The sequence below is a fragment of the Nocardia coffeae genome, assembly GCF_019890715.1.
Classification (GTDB): domain Bacteria; phylum Actinomycetota; class Actinomycetes; order Mycobacteriales; family Mycobacteriaceae; genus Nocardia; species Nocardia jiangxiensis.
This window is the reverse complement of the sequence record NZ_JAINZY010000001.1, coordinates 552,636-573,722: the sequence shown is the minus strand read 5'-3', so window position 1 is coordinate 573,722 and position 21,087 is coordinate 552,636. Positions and strand designations below refer to the sequence as shown.

At 67.3% G+C, this 21,087-nt stretch carries 23 protein-coding genes; 10 read left to right on the top strand and 13 right to left on the bottom strand.

The annotated features are described in order from the left end of the window. Positions 1–138: 138 nt before the first annotated feature. Genes K7711_RS02320 through K7711_RS02305 form a run of 4 tightly spaced genes read left to right on the top strand, consistent with a single transcriptional unit; the run spans position 139 to position 4,959 of the window. Complete coding sequence (locus K7711_RS02320) at positions 139–1,434, top strand: hydroxymethylglutaryl-CoA lyase-like TIM-barrel protein (RefSeq protein WP_222964413.1); 1,296 nt, start codon at positions 139–141, stop codon at positions 1,432–1,434. Beyond that, positions 1,431–2,366: a ketopantoate reductase family protein gene (locus K7711_RS02315; protein ID WP_235746520.1), complete on the top strand. Its 936-nt coding sequence runs from the start codon at positions 1,431–1,433 to the stop codon at positions 2,364–2,366. Before K7711_RS02320 ends, K7711_RS02315 begins: the two co-directional genes overlap by 4 nt. Beyond that, positions 2,363–3,766, top strand: a complete 1,404-nt coding sequence (locus K7711_RS02310) for an MFS transporter (RefSeq protein ID WP_222964411.1) — start codon at positions 2,363–2,365, stop codon at positions 3,764–3,766. Before K7711_RS02315 ends, K7711_RS02310 begins: the two co-directional genes overlap by 4 nt. Before the next feature lie 59 nt (positions 3,767–3,825). Beyond that, positions 3,826–4,959 (top strand): DUF6585 family protein, encoded by a 1,134-nt coding sequence (locus tag K7711_RS02305; protein ID WP_222964409.1) that lies wholly within the window; start codon positions 3,826–3,828, stop codon positions 4,957–4,959. A gap of 53 nt (positions 4,960–5,012) precedes the next feature. Here K7711_RS02305 and K7711_RS02300 read toward each other — a convergent pair whose 3' ends face one another. The 4 genes from K7711_RS02300 to K7711_RS02290 all read right to left on the bottom strand — a co-directional run bounded on the left by K7711_RS02300 (position 5,013) and on the right by K7711_RS02290 (position 9,538). Continuing rightward, a complete protein-coding gene (locus tag K7711_RS02300) occupies positions 5,013–6,254 on the bottom strand; it encodes an acyltransferase (RefSeq protein ID WP_222964407.1) in 1,242 nt (413 codons plus the stop codon). Further along, entirely contained in the window at positions 6,254–6,379 is a 126-nt protein-coding gene (locus K7711_RS48305) for a hypothetical protein (protein WP_268929142.1), read from the bottom strand. The genes K7711_RS02300 and K7711_RS48305 overlap by 1 nt, the downstream gene beginning before the upstream one ends. A gap of 172 nt (positions 6,380–6,551) precedes the next feature. After that, a complete protein-coding gene (locus K7711_RS02295) occupies positions 6,552–7,232 on the bottom strand; it encodes an SGNH/GDSL hydrolase family protein (protein ID WP_040818447.1) in 681 nt (226 codons plus the stop codon). Between the two features lie 110 nt (positions 7,233–7,342). Then, entirely contained in the window at positions 7,343–9,538 is a 2,196-nt protein-coding gene (locus K7711_RS02290; RefSeq protein WP_222964405.1) for a hypothetical protein, read from the bottom strand. A gap of 363 nt (positions 9,539–9,901) precedes the next feature. Between K7711_RS02290 and K7711_RS02285 the strand changes: the two genes are divergently transcribed. The 4 genes from K7711_RS02285 to K7711_RS02270 are packed head-to-tail and all read left to right on the top strand — an operon-like array spanning position 9,902 to position 11,962. Continuing rightward, positions 9,902–10,297, top strand: coding sequence for a hypothetical protein (locus K7711_RS02285; RefSeq protein WP_308014414.1), 396 nt, complete (start codon positions 9,902–9,904; stop codon positions 10,295–10,297). Further along, entirely contained in the window at positions 10,294–11,115 is an 822-nt protein-coding gene (locus K7711_RS02280) for a hypothetical protein (protein ID WP_222964403.1), read from the top strand. Before K7711_RS02285 ends, K7711_RS02280 begins: the two co-directional genes overlap by 4 nt. Continuing rightward, on the top strand, positions 11,112–11,579 hold the full coding sequence (locus K7711_RS02275) for a roadblock/LC7 domain-containing protein (protein WP_235746518.1): 468 nt from the start codon (positions 11,112–11,114) through the stop codon (positions 11,577–11,579). Before K7711_RS02280 ends, K7711_RS02275 begins: the two co-directional genes overlap by 4 nt. Before the next feature lie 11 nt (positions 11,580–11,590). Beyond that, complete coding sequence (locus K7711_RS02270; protein ID WP_222964401.1) at positions 11,591–11,962, top strand: hypothetical protein; 372 nt, start codon at positions 11,591–11,593, stop codon at positions 11,960–11,962. 87 nt (positions 11,963–12,049) lie between these two features. Here the strand turns inward: K7711_RS02270 and K7711_RS02265 are convergent, their stop codons facing one another. Further along, positions 12,050–12,850 carry a CPBP family intramembrane glutamic endopeptidase gene (locus K7711_RS02265; protein WP_222964399.1) on the bottom strand — a complete coding sequence of 267 codons (801 nt, stop codon included), beginning with the start codon at positions 12,848–12,850 and terminating at the stop codon, positions 12,050–12,052. A gap of 150 nt (positions 12,851–13,000) precedes the next feature. Here K7711_RS02265 and K7711_RS02260 point away from each other — a divergent pair, with 150 nt between their 5' ends. Beyond that, positions 13,001–13,462 (top strand): EXLDI protein, encoded by a 462-nt coding sequence (locus tag K7711_RS02260; protein ID WP_222964397.1) that lies wholly within the window; start codon positions 13,001–13,003, stop codon positions 13,460–13,462. A 10-nt stretch (positions 13,463–13,472) separates the two neighbouring features. Here the strand turns inward: K7711_RS02260 and K7711_RS02255 are convergent, their stop codons facing one another. After that, positions 13,473–14,432, bottom strand: a complete 960-nt coding sequence (locus K7711_RS02255) for a pseudouridine synthase (RefSeq protein WP_222964395.1) — start codon at positions 14,430–14,432, stop codon at positions 13,473–13,475. A 48-nt stretch (positions 14,433–14,480) separates the two neighbouring features. Continuing rightward, positions 14,481–15,290, bottom strand: a complete 810-nt coding sequence (locus K7711_RS02250) for an AraC family transcriptional regulator (RefSeq protein ID WP_308014413.1) — start codon at positions 15,288–15,290, stop codon at positions 14,481–14,483. 54 nt (positions 15,291–15,344) lie between these two features. Between K7711_RS02250 and K7711_RS02245 the strand changes: the two genes are divergently transcribed. Continuing rightward, complete coding sequence (locus tag K7711_RS02245; protein WP_222964394.1) at positions 15,345–15,917, top strand: class I SAM-dependent methyltransferase; 573 nt, start codon at positions 15,345–15,347, stop codon at positions 15,915–15,917. Between the two features lie 26 nt (positions 15,918–15,943). On the opposite strand, the gene K7711_RS02240 is transcribed toward K7711_RS02245, so the two are convergent. Genes K7711_RS02240 through K7711_RS02215 form a run of 6 tightly spaced genes read right to left on the bottom strand, consistent with a single transcriptional unit; the run spans position 15,944 to position 21,052 of the window. Further along, positions 15,944–16,900, bottom strand: a complete 957-nt coding sequence (locus K7711_RS02240; protein ID WP_222964392.1) for a TIGR03560 family F420-dependent LLM class oxidoreductase — start codon at positions 16,898–16,900, stop codon at positions 15,944–15,946. Positions 16,901–16,923: 23 nt separating this feature from the next. After that, positions 16,924–17,733 (bottom strand): ABC transporter permease, encoded by an 810-nt coding sequence (locus K7711_RS02235; RefSeq protein WP_308014412.1) that lies wholly within the window; start codon positions 17,731–17,733, stop codon positions 16,924–16,926. Further along, on the bottom strand, positions 17,730–18,494 hold the full coding sequence (locus tag K7711_RS02230; protein WP_222964390.1) for an ABC transporter permease: 765 nt from the start codon (positions 18,492–18,494) through the stop codon (positions 17,730–17,732). The genes K7711_RS02235 and K7711_RS02230 overlap by 4 nt, the downstream gene beginning before the upstream one ends. Positions 18,495–18,513: 19 nt before the next feature. Next, positions 18,514–19,305, bottom strand: a complete 792-nt coding sequence (locus K7711_RS02225; protein WP_222964388.1) for an ABC transporter permease — start codon at positions 19,303–19,305, stop codon at positions 18,514–18,516. After that, positions 19,302–20,072 (bottom strand): ABC transporter permease, encoded by a 771-nt coding sequence (locus K7711_RS02220; RefSeq protein WP_222964386.1) that lies wholly within the window; start codon positions 20,070–20,072, stop codon positions 19,302–19,304. Before K7711_RS02220 ends, K7711_RS02225 begins: the two co-directional genes overlap by 4 nt. Continuing rightward, entirely contained in the window at positions 20,069–21,052 is a 984-nt protein-coding gene (locus K7711_RS02215) for an ATP-binding cassette domain-containing protein (RefSeq protein ID WP_222964384.1), read from the bottom strand. The genes K7711_RS02220 and K7711_RS02215 overlap by 4 nt, the downstream gene beginning before the upstream one ends. Positions 21,053–21,087 lie beyond the last annotated feature (35 nt).

Genomic DNA, 21,087 nt, shown 5'->3' with positions numbered 1-21,087 from the left:
ACAGTTCAACCCGATGGCCATTGCGCGCCGTGTGACGAACAGGCGCAGCCATCGTCGGAGTTCGCCCGTCGACGAGGACGGAAGGTCGATGCTCTGGAAATCCCATCAGTGACCACTTTCTGTTCTACGGAGGAATTTGTGCTTTCGTTTCCGTCCGGCCACAAGCCGCGATACCAGGACTTTTCCATCAAGGCGATTTCGGATGAGACTATCCGCGAAGGGTGCGAGCGCGCACCGTACGGTGCGAGTGACAAAGGCAAGGTCGCGCTGATCGAAGCGGTGACCAACGCCGGAGTGACCGACATCGATGTCGGTTCCGGTATCACCGAACCCGCGTTCGTGCGTTCGGTACTCGACGACAAACACCTGATCGGCCGCATTCCCGAGGCCGCGCAGTTCTCCTTCAATCTCACGCTCAAGACCTGGGAGCCGCTGTGCGAGCAGCTGGCCCGGGAACTTCCGCGGGAATACCTCGCGGAGATCTACGTCAGCATCGGCATGATCGAGATCGACTCGGACAAACAGCTTTTCGAACGAGTGGCCGAGCGGCTTCGCTCGATCGGCGTCGGGAAGCTGCGCTCCAGCCTGCTCAACGCCTTCTCGATCACCGTCGACGAGGACAAGTACGCCCATCTCAACCGGCAGATCGAACGTTGCCGGCAACAGGGCATCTCGCTGATCCGGATCAACGATTCGGTCGGCACCCTGGTCCCGGATTCGACCGCCGTACTCGCGGCGAATCTGGTGCACGACAATCCCGATACCACCTTCTACCTGCATGGTCACAGTGATCGGGGACTGGGCACCGCGAACTCGCTGACCTCGGTGTTCCACGGTTTCCAGATGATCGAGGGCGGCGTGGCCGGCACGGGTAACCGGGCCGGGCTGGCGGAGATCGAGAGTATCGCGGCGACGTTCGAGGACAACAACATCGGCGTCGAGGCCTGTCCGCTCGATCTGGACAAACTGTCCGAGGCGGCCCGGTTGTCCGAGCAGGTGTTCCTGACCGCGCCCGCCCCCTACCGCGCGGTGAGCGGATTCCTGGTCCGCAACGAGAATGCGGGTATCGTGAATGTGCCCGATTATCTGGGCGTTTCGCGTCCGGTCGATTATTTTCTCAACCGCATCGGGCTGTTCCCCACGTACATTCGGCAGATTCTGGCCGAGCGTGGCGTGGATTCCCGTGTCCTGGCCGACGACGAGTTCGTGAAGGATGTCTATGAACGACTGGCAGCCCACATGGACAGGTTGTTCGACCGCAAGCAGCGGGAGTTCGCGGTTCTGGCGGAAAGTATCGAGGACTTCTATCGGGATATGGTCCGGCTGGACGAGGTTCAGCACTTCGCTCTGGAAGCTCTACGCGACCGAGAGTTTTCACCGCGGTTGATGGACGTCCAGGATCCGTTCGTGTCCGAGGATGCGTTGGCATCATGAGAATTACGGTGTTCGGCGCGGGTGGGATAGGTCTGTATTTTGCCGCGATGCTCGCCCGCGCCGGGCATCGTGTCACCGTGGCCGGGCGGCCGTATACGGTCGCCGCCGCGGCGAATCCACTGATCCTGGAACGTGATTCGGCACAGGTCGAGGTTCCGGGAATTCGTGCGGTCGCCGATGTCGCCGGAGATGAGGGGCCGGCGGATCTGGTGATCGTCGGGGTGAAGGCGTGGCAGGTGCCCGCCGCGGCTGCGGCGGTGGCGCCGATCGTGGGTCCGCAGACCGCGGTCCTGCCGTTGCAGAACGGTGTGGAGGCCGCCGCCGACCTGGCCGCGGTGTTGGGGGCCGAGTGCGTCGTCGGATGCAGCTGTGTGGTGATCGCGCAGCGGGTGGCCCCGTGGGCGGTGCGCTGCCTGGGGGCGGATGCTGCGGTCGAGATCGGCGCGCTCACAACGGAATCCGAGGATCGCGTGGCGAAAGTTGCCGCGGTGCTGGCGGAGGCGGGGATCGCCGTCACCCGGTCGGTGGATATCGAGGCGACGCTCTGGCGCAAGCTGATGTTGATCGCCTCCTACGGTGGCGTCGGCGCGATCGCGCGGCAGCCGGTCGGCGTCACCCGCGACGAACCGGAGACCGCGGGTCTGGTGCACGCGGCCATGCGGGAGGTGCTGGTCGTGGCACGTGCTCGGGGGATCGCGCTGGACGAGGGTGATGTCGCGCGAATGATGGAGGTGTACCGGGGATTCAGCCCCGACACCACCTCGTCGATGCAGCGGGATCTGGCCGCGGGTAGGCCCTCGGAGCTGGATTGCCAGAGTGGCGCGGTGGTGCGGTTCGGCCGCGCTGCCGGGGTGCGGACTCCCATTCATCACACGATCTACGCGGCGCAACTGCCCGCCGAGACGGCGGCCCGTGCGGGACGGAAGTCATGACCGACGTGAACGCCTCGAAGACCGCGACATCGCACGACACGGCCGCGCGCGCCGGGCAATTGGGTATCGCCGGGGTGATCGCGGTCAGTATCGGCAATTTCCTGGTCGCGTTCGACGCCTCCGCGGTGAACGTGGCGCTGCCGACCATAACTCGTGAACTGCACACCTCTGCTGGAGCCGGGCAGTGGTTCCTGGACGGTTACACGATTCCACTGTGCGTATTCCTGATGGTGTCCGGCGCGGCCGGTGACCGGTTCGGCGCGGCGAAGGTGTATCGGGCGGCGCTGGTGGTGTTCACGGTCGCCTCGGCGCTGTGCGCGACCGCGATGTCGGGTGAGTGGCTGATCGCCGCGCGGGTGTTGCAGGGCGTCAGCGCCAGTTTCGCGCTGCCGATGACGCTGGCCATCCTGGGCAAGGGCATCGCGGACCCGGGCCGGCGGGCCCGGATGATCGGTGCGTGGGGTGTTGTCGGCGGGGTCGGCATCGCCTCCTCACCCCTGCTGAGCGGCCTGGTCACCGGATTCATCGGCTGGCGTTGGATGTTCGCGGTCAATGTGCCGATATGTCTTGTGGCGCTGTGGATGCTGCGGCGGTTCTCCGATGCGCCCGAGGCACACCAGCGACGGGTCAACCCCGTCTCGCAGCTGTTGCTCTGTGTGCTGCTCACCTCGTTGGCCGCGGCGCTGATCGAGGGGCGGCACGGAACCTGGCCGATCGGCTGGCTGATCGGTGCGGCGGGGATCACCGTGGTGGCCGCCGCCGGGCTGCTGTGGATCGAGCTGGTCTCCGACAAGCCGACCGTGCCGCAGGAGCTTTCGCACAACCGGCCGTATCTGCTGGTCGCGCTGGCCGGTGGCTGCTATCAGTTCGCCTCCTACGGCTCACTGCTGGTGCTGGCGCTGTATCTGCAGCAGAAGCACGGACTCGACGCGGTGCACACCGGCTATGTACTGCTGGTGTGTTGTGTCAGTTGGTGTCTGGGCAACGTGACCGCGCTGGTGATCACCCCGGCCCGGCGGGATCGGATGATCGTGGCGTTCGCGGCGGTCGGCGCGGTGGGTGCGATCGGTTCGGCCGGGTTGTCGCTGGGCGGGAATCTCGTGCTCGCCATCGCGCCGACGGCATTGATCGGCTATGCCGCAGGGATTCTGGCATCCTCGCTGAGTGCGGCCGCCATGCATCTGGCCCCGGCTCCAGTCGCCGGAACCGCGGCGGGACTGCTCAACACCAGCCGTCAGTCGGGCATGGTGATCGCTGTCGCGATACTCGGCGGGATGGGCTTCTCCACCGAGTTGTTGGTGCCGATGCTGGCTGTCGGCGGGGCATTCGCCGGGGTGCTGATTTCCATGGTGATTGCGGGCGGGTTGCGAGATAAGCGAAGCCATTCTGCCCACTGGTAGCAAGATTCGGGCGAGTGGAATACGCTTCGCGCGGGAGAATCCGCGTATGGAGGGATGATGTGACCACCCCGAGCACGATTCAGCACGGGACCGGAGGAACCGGCGAACGACCGCCGGTACCCCTGACACGGCTGGTCCATTTGATGGCCGAATATCAGAAGCTGGGCGCGCATCGCCAGACGTTTCTACCCGCGTCGATGAGTGAGGACACCTTCGTGCGGGCCTGCGGGTTGATCGCGGGCGGTCTGGCGATCGTCGCGGGGATCTGCGCGACCGCCTCGTGGTGGACCGGCACGATCGTGTTCGCGATTCTCGCGCTGATTCCGCTGGTGGCGGCCTGGTTGCGCGGCAGTCTGACCGGTGCGGTGCGCACCGCCCGGATGGACCTGTTCGACCACGGTGTGACGGTGTACCGGTCCGGACAGGAGATCACCGCATTCCGTTGGGATACCGCCGAAGTGCGGCAGTCGGTGATCCCGCTGCACGGGGCGTCCGCCGCGGCCACCACCGAGTACTCGCTGACCCTCGACGGACCGGACGGATCGCACGAATCGTTCGACGAACGCCAATTCGACGGTGCCCACGAATGGGGTCCGGCGATCCAATCGGCGGTGACCGCAACGCAACTCCCGCGCGTGGTGGCGGCGATCGATGCCGGGCAGCGGGTGCCGTTCGGTGAAATCGCCGTGGATCTGGCCGAATTGGCGTTCGCGGGATCGAACTACCCCTGGGAGCAGGTCGATACGATCGATGCCCAGGGTGGTCTGATCCGATTCAAATCCGGTAGCCGCTGGGTCACGTTGCCGCCCATCGAAGCCATTCCGAACTTCTATATCTTCAACGAGGTCGCCGAACGATTGCGGATGGCCGCCGCGACCGAGATCGCCGAGGCTGGGGTGCGGCGGTCCGGAACCGTTGATACGCCGCTGGATCCGTCGCACGCTGTTGTCGAGAATCCGTCGACGTCGGAGGTTCCGGGCGAGGGGGCACCGGAGGCCGAGTCGCCGGTCGAGGGGGCGCCGGACGTCGAGTCGCCGACCGAGGTGTCATCGGACGCCAAGGTGCCGAGCGACGAGTCATCGAGTGGCGAGTCACATGCGGCCGAGTCGTTGAACGACGAGTCGCAAGACACCGAAACGCTGAGCGACGAGGTGCGTTCAACGCGTAGCGACGAGGTCCGTTCCGAGGTCTAGCCGCCGAAATTCGGCATCACGGGGTGATCGCCCGTGAGATATCGGCACCGTCTTCAGCGTGTCGGCGTGCAGGTCAGGTCCTCGGCGCCCGCGGATTCGGGTGTCTGCGTTCGACGCAGGCGCCCGGCCAGGACGCGCGGATCGGTGTGCAGCATCGGCCGCCCGGTCAGCCACAGACTGCCCGGAATGCGGCGCGCCACCTCGGTGATGCCGATCGCCATCGCGACGACGGTCAGGTACAGCACCACGGTGCCCCACAGCAGCCCCAGATGGGTCTGCAGCGCCGGGATGACCGGTGCGAGCAGTTGCAGTGCGATCGGGTGCGACAGGAAGATGCCGAACGATCGGTCCGAGCCGTAGCGCACGGCCCGGGAGAACAGATCGTGCTGCTGTCTGTGCGCGGCCCACCAACTGCTCACCGTGTACACGGCGAAGATGATCAGGACGTAGCAGATAAGCAGGTGCGGCATGAAGACGTTGTTGGCCTGCCAGGCGGGCATCTGCCGGGTCTGCCACAGGAAGTACAGTTCGGCCAGCGCGAGGCCCACGATCGCCGTCGCCACGAACACCGGGCCGAGTCGGCGCACCGTGCGGGTCACCGCCTCGATGTGCCAGGCCGCGATCGCGCCGAGCAGGATGTAGAACTGGTACGGGATGGCCGTGGCGTACAGGTGGTTCCAGATGCCGAGCGATCGTCCGGTGAGGGCCGGGGGATGCACCAGCAACCACAGCACGCCCAGTTGCAGTGTCGCGCTCGCCGCGAGCACCCACCGGTGATTGCCCTCGGTGGCGCGCAGCAGACGCATGATCAGCGGGAACAGCAGATACGCCTGCATCGTCACGAGCAGGAAGTACAGCTGATACCAGGCCCCGCCGGTCGCTGTCTCGAACACCAGCCGCCACAGCGCGCTGCGGACCGATTCCCCGGGATGCAGGCCGGCCACGACCGAATAACCCCAGTAGATCACCGACCAGGCGAGATAGGGGATGCCGACCAGTGGAAAACGCTTCCGCCAGAACGCCCGGGTGTCCAGTGTCTTACCGCGGTACTGGTAGATCAGCACGAATCCGGTGAGCGCGAAGAACGCGTCCCGGGTGAAGTGCAGCGGCATGACGACGCCGTTGGCGGCGGTATTGCCCGAGTCGATCGAATTGCCGACCACGTGCGCGCCGATGACGCAAGCGAAGGTGATGATCCGGAACAGGTCGATCTGATGCAGATGCGGTCGTTTGCGTCGCGGCGCGGAGGTCTCGGACTGCGCTGCGATGGCGGGGGGTGCGATGCCGATACTCATCAGGCCACCGCAGCCTGCTCCCGGCAGCGCTGCCACTGTGCGGGCCGCTGATACCTACCGTCGAAGCGCTCGGCGGCCCGACCGCCCGGATAACTGCCGCTGACACCGCCGCCTCGAATATGCACGCGCCCAACGGTATCGGTTCGGAGTATTCGGTTCTGCGAATCGCGCACTTCGCTCTGCGTCATATGCTTCCCTCGGTCGGCCCTTATCGCCATCGTTCCCACCGACCCTGTGAACCGACTGATCGATTCCTCCGAATCGACTGTGCCGGCGGCGCGGGCTCGCCGCCCGATGTCAGCGGGTCAGGCCGTAGTGCCGGAAATCCGAGGCGAGTCGGTTGGCGATCCACTGATGACCGGCCGCGGTGGGATGCAGCCGATCCGCCACTGTGGGGAATACCCAATGTGAGCCCAGCGGATCGAAGACGTACACCTTCGGATAAGCATCCCTGGCCGCTGCCACGATGATCTTGTCGGTGGCCCATGCGGCCGGGGTCGCCTCGCCCTTCGGGAAGACGGTGATCACACCGACCGCAGCGTCCGGGGCCTGAGTGCGGATCTCGCCGATGACCTTGTGCACATTGGCGGTCAGCTGAGCCGGGGACGTGCCGATGTCATTGTATCCGGCCTGGACGATGACCACGGTCGGGTGGTCGGAGGCGAGCTGGAGCTTGCCCAGGAGGCGTTCCATGGGACCGAGCTTGTGGTAGCCCGGTGCGACGTATCCGGCGCCCGGATCGGCGCTCACCGTCGAACGCCAGCCGAGTTGGTGGGCCAGCAGCACCGGCCAGCCCTTCTGCGGTGACCCCGCGCCGACCCCGTCGCTGATCGATGCTCCGACCACGGCCAGGGTCGGGCGATCCTGCGCTGCCTCGGGTCCGGTGGCCCCCGCGTGGCCGTGCTGGGCACCAAGTCCGATTACGGCCGCCGCCGCGACAACAGTGGCGTAGATGCCGAATCTCGAAACGCGCTTCACGCAGCCAGTGTTATGGGGTTGCAACAGCGGGTCAAGCTGTGCGGCGCGGTGAGCTACGCCACCAGGACATAATTGCAGGTCAGCGGTGTGCGGAATGGATCGGTTTCCGCTCAACTGCTCACCGCGTACGGGCGGGCGAGTCGGCGCGCGGCCTCGAGGATGCCGAGAATGCGTGAGCCGGGCAGGCCGATCGACGCACCGATGGCGGCCGGGGTCCAGGATTCGTCCGCGAGGGTCAGGACTTCCGCGAGCTGTTCCACCGGAAGTTTGGACAGGCGGCGCGCGGAGATCTCCCGTGCCACGGCCCAGACGCCGGTCTCGTCGCTGTCGGGGTCGATCTCGTCACCGTCGTCCCACGGATCGTGCGCCTCGCTCAGCTCGCGGTGGTCCTGGACGCGCTCCTGCGGTTCGGGAACCGGCACGATGCGCGGCCGTGGCCGCCGCACGGGCGCTTGGGCGACTGCCTGCTCGTCGAGTGCGAGCTGCGTGCCCTGCTGCTCGGTGCTCGCGGCCCGGCGGGCGGTTTCGGCGGGCTCGGTCATCGCTGCCGCGCGCTGGGCGGGATGCTGCGCCGGTTCCGCCGGGCGTGCGCTCGTGGGCCGCGCCTGCGATTCGTCCGTTGTGGCGGCAGTGGGTGCGCTGTCGGCGGGCGCTCGAGTTTCGCTTCGCGGGGATTCGACGGGCTCGGGAGCGTCGGCAGTCGGCGTGATCGCTGTGGGGCGGGGTGCCGTCTCGTTCCGGGCTGTGGTCTCGGTGATCGTGCGAGCCGGAGCCGGAGCAGCAGTGGGGCCGTCGGCAGCGCTGTCTTCGGTCCGAGCGGGCGCGCTGTTCGCGATCTGCTCCGAGGCCGCGAGGGCGGCCGCGGCGACGTCGGGCGCGGTCGTCGTCGGATCGGGGATCGCGTTGTGCGCGAGCGGAGTCGGCGCGGGATCGGGGGCGACTGCGGTGGAACCGTTGTTCCTCGGCGCGGAAGTGGCGTAATCCGCGGGGAATTCGGACGGGGCGCTCTGCGGGAGCACGGTGGTCGCCGCGGCCGGAGGCTGCTGGGGTGCGGCGGCGGGGACTGCTGCCTGATCCCGCGCGGGCTGCTGGGGCGCGGTGGTTCTGTTGTCGCCGTGCGGGATCGGGGGTTGCTGTGGAGTCGCGGAGGTGGCGGTCACGCCGTTCGGGGCGACGGGCGCTGCGCTCGGATCCTGGGCCGTCGCGTGCTGGGTGTACCCGGCGGGCGACGCGGCGTTCGGGCGAGCGAATTCCGCGTTCGGGTCGGCTGTGGCGAAAAGTCCTGCGGCGGGATCGAATCGGGTGCCGTAGGTGTCGAAATCATCGACGGGGCGCGCGGTGTGGCCGATCGGCAGGGCTACCGAATCGGTTGGCTCGGGGGTGAATTCGGGAAACGGATGGGGCTCGCCGAATTCGACGGTGGTGTGCGTGAATCGGCGCGGCGACCGGTCGGGCGCGGTGGTGTCGTTCTCGACCGGGATGGCGTCGATGAGCTGGGCGTAGCGGGCCGAGACCCAGGAGTGCAACCAGATCACCACGCCGACCATGACGGGGGCGACCGCGGATTCGGCGGCGCGGGCCAACTCGCCCGCGACCAGATGCGGGCCCGCGTTGAGGGCGATGGTGACCCCTAGCAGCGCCACCTCCAGGAAAACGACCTTGCCGCGGGCGATTTCGCGACCCCAGCGGGCGGCGGTGGTCGCCACGACCATGATGGTGATGATCGGGATCGAGATCATCGCCTCGAAACCGTAACTGAGCCAGTACAGCGGGTCGGTCATATCGCCGCTGGGCACCAGATTGTGCTGCACGTTGACCCCGGCCCACAGCATGCCCAGCACGACGACGCCGATCAGCGCCCGCGAGGACCATTCGGCGCGGCGATACAACTGGGCAAGGCGCGCATCGGGATTGGACACCCGCCGCCGCGCGGCCAGGGCACGCCGGTGCCAGCGCGCATCGGCGTCGTCGGCGCGGCGCACCGACAGCGCGACGCCGCGGTCGCGTTTCTCGGCGGCCAGTTCGGCGGTCACGGCCCGGCGGCGCTGTTGCCGTCGTTGTTTGCGCATCCATTCCGCGAGTTCGCGCTCGGCGGCGATCTCGTCCTCGGACAGTTCGGCGAACAGCGCCGGATCCGATTGCAGCGGAAGCTTTCCGCGAGCGGTGGCGACTCGATCCGCCAATGCGGCGATCGCGGCCTCGGCGGCCGAGGGCGACGTCGCGGTGGCCTGTTCCGCCACCTGGGACGGGGCAGTGGTCGCGGGGTCGGAGGGTTCGGAATTGCCGGTCGACCGGTTGTCGAGCATGGCGCGCCTTCCCGGGTGCGGATGCGGTTCCGGCAGCCGCCGAACCGATTACTCGAACGTATGTGTGACCGCAGTGAGAGTAATGCCCGGCCTATCCGAGGTCAATGCTTCCACCGAACATCCGTTCGGTTGAAGGCCGGTGATCGCCGAAATCTGCCGGCCGGGCGAGGTCGAATCGCGCATCTGGTTCGCGAGCCGGTCTCCAGGCCTGGCGTAGACCAAACCGATTGGTATTCTTGATGTCTCGACCTGGGGAAATGTATTTTTTACTAGAATATTCCGGTATTTTCTGTACATTCGCTAGACGCTGTGTGTACCGTCTGGTCTGCTGAAAATCTCACACGACAGACAGGCCAGGGCACGGTGACCGATATTGACGGCTGTCTGCGCCGCATCATGGACATTCCCGGTGCGTGCAGCGTGACGTTGGTGGACGGAGCGAGCGGTCTGGCGATCGCCGCGGCCGGTCGACACGATCTGGTGGATCAGCACGAGGACGCCGCGGCGACCACCGATGTGGTCCGTGCGGTACTGGGCTGCGCCGCGCTCGCGACCCGCCCCGACGGCGGCGATGACGACGTCACCGAGATCATCGTCTCGGGAACCCGCGCCTATCACCTGTTGAATCTGCTGAACGGCGACTTCGACGGCCGCCTCTTCGTGCACGTGCTGTTCGACGGCGACACCGGCAATCTCGCGATGGCGCGTTTCCAGCTCCGGGGGATTCTGGGCGAACTGGCCGAGGACGGACGGTCGTGACCGCTGAGCTCGCGGTCGAACTGCGGCGGCTCGAGCAGGAACGGCGTACCGGCATGTTGCGCGCGAGCGACGGGGTGTTCCATCTGGCCGAAGGCGCCATCGCATCCGTCGACTGCCGCCGCACGGTCGGGCTGGATCGTCTCGTGGTGGAAGCGGGTGTGGCGACCACGGACGACTGGCAGCGGGCCGCGAGCGGCGATCCCGGCCACATGCTGGGACGGCCGAGGTTGGAAACCCTGGCACTGCTGTCGGCGTTCGACGCTGCCTATTTTCTGCTGGCCTCGCCGTCGGTCCCCGAATTCCGGCCCGCGCCGCCACACTGGCTCGCTCCGATCTGCCACATCACCCCGCGCGCGCTGGTACACGAGTGCGCCCGGCGTGGCGACCCGGAATCCGGCCCGTGGCCTGCGGAATTGGTCGACCGCGCCCCGGTCGTGCCGGTGCATCGCGTGCGGCGTCGGCGCGTGGTGCTCACCGGCGGCCAGGCCGAGGTGCTGGCCGCCGCCGACACGCGGCGCAGCGTCACCGAGATCGCCCGCGACCTCGGCCGCACCACCTATGGCTGTCTGGAGGCGGTGCGGGATCTGACCGCGGCGGGCCTGATCGAGCTGCCGGTCACGACGGCCGCCCAGGTCACGACGGCCGAGCCGGTGCACGCCGAGCCGGAGGTGGCCGTTCGCGCACCCGCCCGGTCCGGGCCGCTACCACGTCGCGCGCCGCGGCGGTCCGAGCCGATTCCCGACTCGGACGGCGGTTGGGAGCCGGTCGACAAGGACCTACTCCTGCGCCTGCGAGCAGCTCTGGCGGAGCTCGCATGACCGCGCGCAGGAAACTGCTCGGTCAAGCACTGAAGGGAAGGCTGACGAAGGTGCCGATGTCCGAACCCGAACCGAACGCCGCGGTGCTGGCGGAGCTGAAAGCATTGCGCGACCGCGTCCCGCAGCTGACCGGCACGCTGGTGGCTTCCAGCGACGGACTGCTCGTCGCGCACGATCTGCCCGAACATCTCGAGCCTTCGACGATGGCCGCGATGGCCGCCTCGCAGCTGGCCCTGTCGCACCGGCTCGCCACCACCGCGCACGGCGGCGGATTCCACGAGGTCGTGGTGCGCGGCACCGGCGGGCACGTCGTGGTCTACGCGGCGGGCTGGACCTCGCTGACCGTGCTGGCGAGCGCGGAGGTGAACGTCGGCCGGCTCCATCTGGAGTCACGGCCGGTGGCTCGCGCGATCGCCGACCATCTCGCGGTTTCCGACGAAGACCAGCCGACGAACACCCACTGAAAGGAACACATATGTCCAATCTGGATCTGGCGCTCAAGGAGATGATGGCGATCGACGGCGCGATCGGAGCAGCCGTCGTCGATTACAACAGCGGTATGGCGCTCGGGATGCTCGGCAGTTCCAAGAGCTTGGACCTGCAGGTCGCCGCCGCGGGGAACACCGAGGTCGTGCGCGCCAAGCTGCGCACCATGGAGCAGCTCGGGCTCTCCGACGGCATCGAGGACATCCTCATCACCCTGTCCGGCCAGTACCACATCATCCGGCCGATGACCGGCCGCAAATCCCAGGGCCTGTTCCTCTATCTGGCCACGGACCGGGCGCGGGCGAACCTGGCGCTGGCGCGGCACCGCCTCAAGGGCATCGAGGAGGACCTGGAGGTGTGATCCGCACGTCCGACCCTGCGGGAATCACCGAGGGCCTCGGGAATCCGTCCGACGACGGATCCCGGGGCCCTCGTTTCGGTTTCGGGATCAGTGCAGCGCGGTGTGCCAGACCAGTGCCGCGGCGAGTGCGCCGGCCCCGTTGAGCGACCAGTGCAGCGCGATCGGCGCGAGCAGGCTGCCGCTGCGCCGCCGCAACCACGTGAAGACCGCGCCCGCCGCGCCGGTCGCCAGGACCGCCAGCGCGATTCCCGCGATCTGTGCGGCCGGTCCGTTGCCGAGAATTCCGCTCAGTCCGCGATTGCCGTGCGTCAGGCCGAGCGAGGAGGCGATGTGCCAGAGTCCGAAAAGCAGTGAGCCCGCGGCGAATACGCCGCGCACGCCGTAGGCGCGGTCGAGCGTGCCGTGCAGGACGCCGCGGAAGGCGAGTTCTTCGGGGATGACCGTTTGCAGCGGGATCACGATCATCGAGGCGATCAGCGCGCCGGAGATGGTCGCATAGCGATCGGCGAGGAAGAACGGCCGCGTGATCGGCAGTGCCGCCCCGATCACCACCGCGCTCAGCACGATCGCGACCGCGCCCAGCGCGTAGAGCGTGCCGCGTCGCCAATGTCGCGGTGACAGGCCGAGTTCGGCCCAGCCGAGCCCGCGTCGGCGCATCAGCAGCACCAGCACCACCGCGGCCACCGGGACGGTCAGGATATTGGCCCAGGCCGAGGTGAAGTGGGCGATCAGATTCGTGCCCGCCAGGGTGAGAACGACGACGGCCACGTCCACGTAGGCGTGCAGCCGCCGAACCGGCCCGGCGGGCGCGGGCGGTTCGGCGAGAGTGTGCGCGGTCGCGCCGGAGGCGGTCGCGACCGGCGCATTGCCGTTATCGTTTCGAGACATCGAGGCCAGTCTACGTTCGCTAGCTGAGAGTTCGCCGTATTCCATCGATCACGTGGTCCCGAACAGTCCTTGCGCTATATGTATACGTCTACGTATAGTGGTCGATGGACAAGATGCGCATCTGTGCATCACTTCAGGAAGGTGAAACTCATGGCCATCGATTCGCAGCAGCCCGTCTCGGTCGACACCCCGCAATCGACCGACGCCGCGGCCGAATTCACCACCGTCGAACTCGCCGACGGCCCCGCGGGGGCGCGCACCAAACGCTTCGAGGGCCGATTCGTGGTCCAGGGGCGCGAATTCGGCAAGCGCGAGGTCGAGGTGACCAAGGTCTACCAGGGGCGCTCGGGCAAATTCGTGGTGCAGCGGCAGCGGTTCGACTGGGCGGAGATGGCGTCGCGGGCCAATTTCCAGGGCAACTGGAAGAACTGGCTGAGCATGCTGGGCGGCGGCGGATTCGGCGTGGATCTCGAGGCCGAGCCGACCTGGGGCGACTACGAGGTCGAGGTCGTGGACACCCTCGACGATCTGCGCGGGCTGCTCTCGGCCAAACTGCATCGTCGCGTGGCCGCGGTGGTCGAGCAGCCGCGGATCGAATACCTCGACATCTGAATATTCGAGATCAGTTGTCGCGGTGCGGCTCCGGGGGTAGCCCGGCCGACCAGCCGGTGGGATCCGTCCAGGCCTGCAGAGTTCGGGTGGTTTCGAAGCGGCGGGCTGCCCCGGTCACCGGATCGGTGAATTCCAGTGTGGCGGCGAGCAATTGCAGTGGCCGGGTGAAGTCGTCGATCGGACGCTCGGTCAACTCCGGAAAGAAATCGTCGCCGAGGATCGGGATGTCGAGGCCGTTCATGTGCACGCGGAGTTGATGGGTGCGGCCGGTGTGCGGGCTCAGGCGGTAGCGGCCCAGCCCGTCGCGGTGGTCCAGCAGTTCCACGAAGGTCTCGGCATTCGGCTCACCCGGCACCTCGAAGGCGCGAATGATGTTGCGTTCCTTGATTATCCGGCTGTGCACCGTGGTCGGTAACGATAGGTCGGGACGGTGCGGGGCGATCGCCTCGTACTCCTTGCGCACGCGGCGCTGACCGAACAGTTTCTGGTACGCCCCGCGCCGGGCGGGGTTGATCACGAACAGCACCAGTCCTGCGGTCCCTCGATCGAGGCGATGTGCGGGGACGAGATCCGGCAGTTCCAGTTCGCGACGCAGGCGCACCAGCGCCGTCTGCAGGATGTGCCTGCCGCGCGGGATGGTGGACAGGAAGTGCGGTTTATCGATCACGAGCAGGTCCTCGTCACGGTGCACGATCGTGATCGGGAACGGGACCTCGGTCTCCTGCGGCAGATCCCGGTGGAACCACACCGCCCCGCCCGGCACGTAAGGCGCGTCCGGCGCGATCGGACCGGTCATGTCCACGATGCCGCCCTGGGCGAGCAGTTCATCGATGCGAGCGGGCGCGACTCTGGGCAACCGCTCCACGAGGTGATCGCGGATGGTCGTCCAGGAACCCTCCTCCGGCAGCCGCAGCCGCGCTGGGTCCAGTCCGTGCCGCTTGGGCAACGGTGGCTTCTGCCTGCGTCTCATCGATACCGAGACTAACGGCACGAGGTCTTCCCGGCGTCGCGCCGGTGCTCACCGCGCGAAGTATCGGCCCGGGGAGATGCCGACCATGCGGTGGAAGGCGGCCACATAGGCGCTCGACGTGCCGTAGCCGACCCGCTCCGCGATGCGGGTCACCGGCAGCCCACCGGCGAGCAGCGGTAGTGAGGCCGCGAGCCGGATCTGAGTTCGCCACTGCCCGAACGTCATTCCGGTCTCGGCGAGAAAAAGCCGGGCCAGGGTGCGCGGACTCGCGGCGGCCGTCGCGGCGAACTGGTGCAGGGAGCGGTCGTCCGCCGGATCGCGCACCAGCGCCCGCGCCACCGTCAGGGCGCGCGGATCGGTCGGCATCGGCGCTCCGACCGGCACCACCTCGACGGGGTCGAGCAGGTCGAACACGACCGCCTCCGCCCGTCGGCGTGGCCCGGCATCGCCCCGGTCGCGCCGGGTGTCCGGGCTGTCGTGCACGGCTCCGGCGTCGTCCGATGCGAGGTGGTCGAACAATTCGTGCAGCAGGCGGCCCACCCGCAGCAACGTCGGCGCGGTGAAGGCGACCGGGGTGTGCTCCGGCTCCACGAAGATGCCGCGCATCGCGGCTCCGTGAGATGTGCCCGTGCGGTGCGCGATGCCACCGGGGATCCACAGTGCCCTGGTGGGCGGCAGTACCCAACGGCCGACGCCGATCTGGACAGCGAGGACTCCCCGTGATGCCCAGGCGATCTGATGTTGTGGGTGTTCGTGCATGTCGAACCAATGGCCGGACGGGAGGTCGCCGGCGCCGAAGATCATCGTGGTCGACATCGGTGGTGGGGTGAGCAGCTGTGCGTGGCCGTTTTGCGACACAGTCTGTCACTGTAGTGTCTGGTTGCCACGCTCCCGGCGTCCTACCGTCGAGTGATGGGAATGAATTACCTACATCGAGTGCTGTGCCGCTCCGCATTGTGGGAGCGCACGAGTGTGAAGAAGATCGTGCCGTGGGCGCTGGCGGGTCTGGATCTGGGCGACTCCGCGCTGGAGATCGGTCCCGGATACGGCGCCAATGTCAGGGCGCTGCGCGAACGCGCGGCGACACTCACCGGGGTCGAGATCGATCCCGAACTGGCGGCCGGTCTGGTGAGCAGGCACGGCGAGCGGCTGCGCGTGGTTCAGGGGGACGGTGCGGCAATGCCGTTGCCGGAGAACGAGTTCAGCTCGGTCGTCTGTTTCACGATGCTGCATCACGTGCCCTCGCCGTCCCGGCAGGACGAACTGTTCGCCGAGGCGCTGCGTGTGCTGCGCCCCGGCGGAGTGTTCGCGGGCAGCGACGGTCTGGATCAGTTGCCGTTCCGGCTGATGCACGTGGGCGACACCTGCGTGCCGGTACCCCCGGAGACGATCACCGAGCGCCTGGCCCGCATCGGATTCACCGACATCGAGGTCGACAAGCGATTGTCCAGCTTCCGTTTTCGCGCACGACGCCCCGGAAGCTAGGCCCGCCCCGGAAATGATCGTTCGCGTCAGCCGCCGGAGACCAACGGCGCGAGGGTGCGTCCGGTGAGTGCGATGACATCCAGATCTTGGCCTGCGGCAAAGAGATTCACCATCAACCGGTGCACACCGTGGGCGAGCACCTTCGCGCGAAGTTGTTCGGTGACCTCGGCGGGGGTGCCGACGAAGAACACCTCCGACGCCATCGAGGCGTCCACTCCGGACTGGACCAGAATCTCTTCCACCTGCTGTCGCGCCTTCTCGCCGTCCTCGTTGATGACCATCGGCGTGGCGAAGCTGACCTCCAGCGTCCGGGGGTCACGTCCCGCCTCCGCACAGCGCTCCTCGAGCGCGCGGAGCTTGTCGGGCAATTGCGCAGGGAGACAAGTGATATTGAGGTGGTCGGCGTATCGGGCCGCGTAGGCGAAGGTGCGCCGTTCGCCGCCCCCGCCCACCATGACGGGAAGATCGTCTCGCACGCGCGGTTCATTGATGGCCTCGTGCACGCGATACCACCGGCCGTCCATCGTCGGGCGTTCGCCGCGCAGCATCGGGACGATGATGCGCAGCGCCTCCTCGAATTTGGCCATTCGTTCGGAGACGGCGTCGAATTCCAGTCCGTAGCCGTCGTGTTCGGGTTCGAACCAGCCCGCACCGATGCCCAGGACGGCCCGGCTGCCGCTGATCACGTCGAGGCTGGTGACCATCTTGGCCAGCACGGCCGGATTCCGGAAAGTGTTGCTGGTCACCATCGTCGAGAGTTGGATCGAGTTCGTGCAGCTCGCCAACGCGGCCAGCGTCGTGTAGGCCTCCAGGGTCGGTTCATCGGGTGCGCCCGGGGTCGCGTACAGATGGTCGCCGATCGTGACGACGTCGAATCCGGCCTCTTCCGCCGCAATTGCCTGATCGCGGACCGCGTTGAACAGATCGGCCGGGGCTGTAGTGGAATCGAAAGTTGAAATATTGCAACCGAGTACAAGGCTCATATCTTCGATATTATCGGCGAATATCAATGAGCAGGGATATCCTGCACGGCGACACGATAATTGCGTACGGCCATGGTGCCGAATATCACTGCGAATCCCAACGACCAGGCGGCGGTCTCGAGCAACGGTGTCATGACGGGGCCGCCGTAGAGCAGGTCGCGCATGGCATCCACCGCGGTACTCATGGGCTGCACCCGGACGATTTCCTGTAAGGGGCCCGGATACTGTTCGGCCGGAACGAATCCGGTATTGAAGAACCCGCCGAGCAGAATCAGCAGACCGGCCAATTCCACCATGCTTTTGCCGATGTGCGTCACGGCCAGGCCGATCGCCATCGTCGCCAGTCCGACGAGCAGCAATTCCGGCACGCATACCGCCGCGGCGGCGGCGAACCAGCCACGGTGGAACCGCAGTCCGAGTGCGACTCCGGCCGCCAGCAACAGCACGCCGGTGACGAGGGCGCGCACGCACTCCGCCAAGAGCCCGCCCATCGGTACGGCCGCACGGCTTCCCGGCAGCACCCACCAGCGCCAGAGCAGTCCCGTTTCGCGCTCCTTGTGCAGCGATCCGCCCGTCGCGATCGCACCGAGCAGCGCGCCCATCACCATGACCAGCGGAACGAACCGGTAGATGCTGCCGTGTCCCGAGGTCAGGGTGAACAATTTGCCGAATACGACCTCGTACATCAGCAGCAACGCCAGCGGGAAGACCAACGATTGGATGAGGACCTCCGGCTGCCGGCTCCAGCGCCGCAGCAGGCGTTGAGCGTGTACGACAGCCTGAGTGGGGAGGCTCCCGCCGAACGGGTCGCTCATCTTCGCGGATCGACTCACCGTTTCCTCCTCTGCGCAGCCACCGATACCGCGACGAAGATTCCCGCCAATACGACCGACCAGACAACTGCGTGACCCAGCGCCGAGGTGTACCGGCCCACGGCCAACTCGCGCAGCGCATCGGCCTGCGCCGAGACGGGCTGATTGCGGACGAACGGCTGTAGCCACCCCGGAAACCACTGCGCGGGAACGAATCCGGTCGAGGCCATGATCAGCAACAGCTGCGGCAGGACCAGGACCTGTGCACCGATCTTGGGCGTGGCGGTGGCGGTGCCCAACGCGTCCGCGCCCAGGACCAGCGCCGCGCCGAACAACAGGCTCACGGCCACGAAGACCAGCGCGGCGGCAGCGTCGTGGAAACGGAAGCCGAACACCGAGCCGATCACCACCGCCCCGGCGATCGCCACCACCGCGCGAACCAGATCGGCCCACATCCGGGCGCCCATCACGACCCACGGCTCGATCGGCATCGAACTCAGCCGGACCTGCACGCCGCTCGCGGCATCGCGCGCCGCCCGGTCGGCGGCGGACATGGCGGTGAAGAACATTCCCTGCACAACGATCACCGGGAGGAAATACTGTGCGTAGTCGTAGCCGACGACCGCCATCGAATAGCGCAGCGGTAAATAGAAAGAAACGAAGAACAGCATCGGGGCGAGGAATCCGAACGCCAGATCTCGCTCGCGTAGTGCGGTGCGAACCGCCCGCCCGCTCAGCGCGATCCACTGACCGCGCCGAGCGGAGGTGAAGTGATTCGTCATCGGTTCTCCGCCCCGATTGCTATTTGCGGAAGCTACGAATGATCCGCCCGCCGAATACGATCGTCAGTCCCACCGACCACAGTGCCGTGTACAACACCGGCAGGGCCACCGGTCCGCCGGAGATGAGACCGCGCATCGCGTCGATCGCCACACTCATCGGCTGAGCCCGGACCACCGGTTGCAGAAAGCCCGGATACTGGTCCACCGGAACGAATCCCGAATTGAAGAACATGCCGAGCAGGATCAGAATCGAGGACAGTTCCACGATCTTCGCGCCCGCACGGCTCATGGCCAGGGCCATCACCATCGTCGCGAATCCCACCACGAGCAGCACCGGGACGAGCAGCGCGCCGAGCACGGACAACAGGCCGGTGTGCCAGCGCAGCCCGAGCACCGCCCCGATCAGGAGCAGCAGCACCGTCGCGCCGAGCGTGCGCGCGCATTCGGCGAGCAGTCTGCCCGCCGGGATGGCTGCCCGATGGCCCGGCAGCGCTCGCCAGCGGTCCAGGAGGCCGTTCTCGGCCTCCGCGTGCAGCGAGGTGCCGCTCGCCATCGCGCCGAACATCGTGGCCGTCACCGCGACCAGCGGAACGAAGCCCTCGATACTCGCCCGTCCGGAGGACGCGGACAGGAATCTGCTCAGCACCAGTTGGTACATCAGCAGCAGCACGGTGGGGAAGATCAGCGACTGGACCATGATCTCGGGTTCGCGCTGCCAACGGCGCAGCAGTCGGCCGGCGTGGATCAGGCTCTGCCCGACCAGCGACGCGTGCGTGGTCGCGGTGTCGTTCTGCTGTGTCGTCGTGGTCATCGTGCTCGCCTTCCGATCCGTGCCGACACCGCGGTGAACACCACGATCAAGGCGACCGCCCACGCCAGCGCCGAGCCCACCGAGTCGTACCGGCCCGCGGACAACGCGCGCAACGCGTCACTGCACACCGATACCGGCTGCCACCGGACGATCGGCTGAATCCATCCCGGAAAGCCTTCCGCCGGAACGAATCCGGTCGAGGCCATGATCAGCAGCAGTTGCGGCAGCAGGAGGATCTGCCCGCCGATCTCGGGATTACCGGTCGCGGTGCCGACGACGTCGGCGCCGATCACCACGCCGACGGCGAACAACAGCGCGAGCACCACGAACACGACCGCGGTGCCGACGTCGTGGAAGCGGAACCCGAAGATCGAACCGATCACCAGCGCACCGGCGATGGCCACCAACGCGCGCGAGGCGTTGGCCGACATCCGCGCGGCCATGGGCACCCAGGGCCGCACGGGCATCGAGCGCAATCGCGTGCCCATTCCGCTCGAGGTGTCCAGGGCCGCGCGGTCGGCGGCCGACATGGCGGTGAAGAACATGCCTTGCAGGACGATCACCGGCAGCAGGTACTGCGCGTAGTTCATCCCGGACCGCTCCATCGAATGTCGCAGCGGCACATAGAAACACATGAAGAAGATCATCGGCGCGAGGAATCCGAAAGCCAGGTCGCCCTCGCGGATCGCGGCGCGCACGGTGCGGCCGCTGAGTGCGCGCCACTGCAGGCCGGTCGGTGGCAGCGCGATGGTGGCCTGTTCGCTCATGCCTGCACCGCTTCGGCGCCGGAATTCGCGTCGGACTTGGTCAGCTTGACGAACACCTCGTCCAGCGACGGACGGCGAAGGGCGATGTCCACCAACTCGATTCCGGCGGCCGAGATGCGTTCCAGCGCCGCGGTCAACGTCGCGGCTCCGCCCGGAGCGGGCACCGAGACGCGGTCCCCGGCGTCGGCGATGGTGACCTCTCCCAGACCGGACAGGGCGTTCGCCACCGCGGGGATGTCCGAGGACTCCACCGGGACGACCTCGCAATAGCTGGGCCCCGAGCGCGCCTTCAGATCGTTGGCCGTGCCCTCCGCGATGACCCGGCCCTTGTCGATGACGATGATGTTGTCGCTCAGCACATCGGCTTCCTCGAGGTACTGGGTGGTCAGCAGCACCGTGACGCCCTCGTGCCGCAGATCGCGCACCAGTGACCAGACCGCCTGGCGGCTCACCGGATCCAGTCCGGTGGTCGGCTCGTCCAGGAACACCACCTTGGGCAGCCGGACCAGACCGCAGGCGATGTCGATGCGCCGGCGCATACCGCCCGAGTACTGGCCGACGCGCCGGTCGGCGGCCTCTTCCAGATCGAACTGGGTGAGCAGTTCCGCGGCCCGCTGCTTGCTGGCCTTGCTGCCCATTCCCAGCAGACGGCCGAACAGTACGAGGTTCTCCCGCCCGGTCAGCAGGTCGTCCAACGCCGCGTACTGCCCGGTGAGCATGATCGATGCGCGCACCGACGCGGCATCGCGCACCACATCGAATCCCGCGACCGTCGCGCGCCCCGCATCCGGCCGGACCAGGGTGGACAGCACCGATACCGTCGTCGTCTTACCCGCCCCGTTCGGTCCGAGCACACCCAGAACGCTGCCCACCGGCGCGGTGAAGCTGACTCCCTGGAGGGCGTGCACGGCACCGAATCGTTTCTCGACGCCTTCGACGACCACGGCCTCGGCGTTTGCCTGCGTTGGAACCGCAGCCACAGGATCCTCCCAACTCTTCTTCGCGAACTAACTGC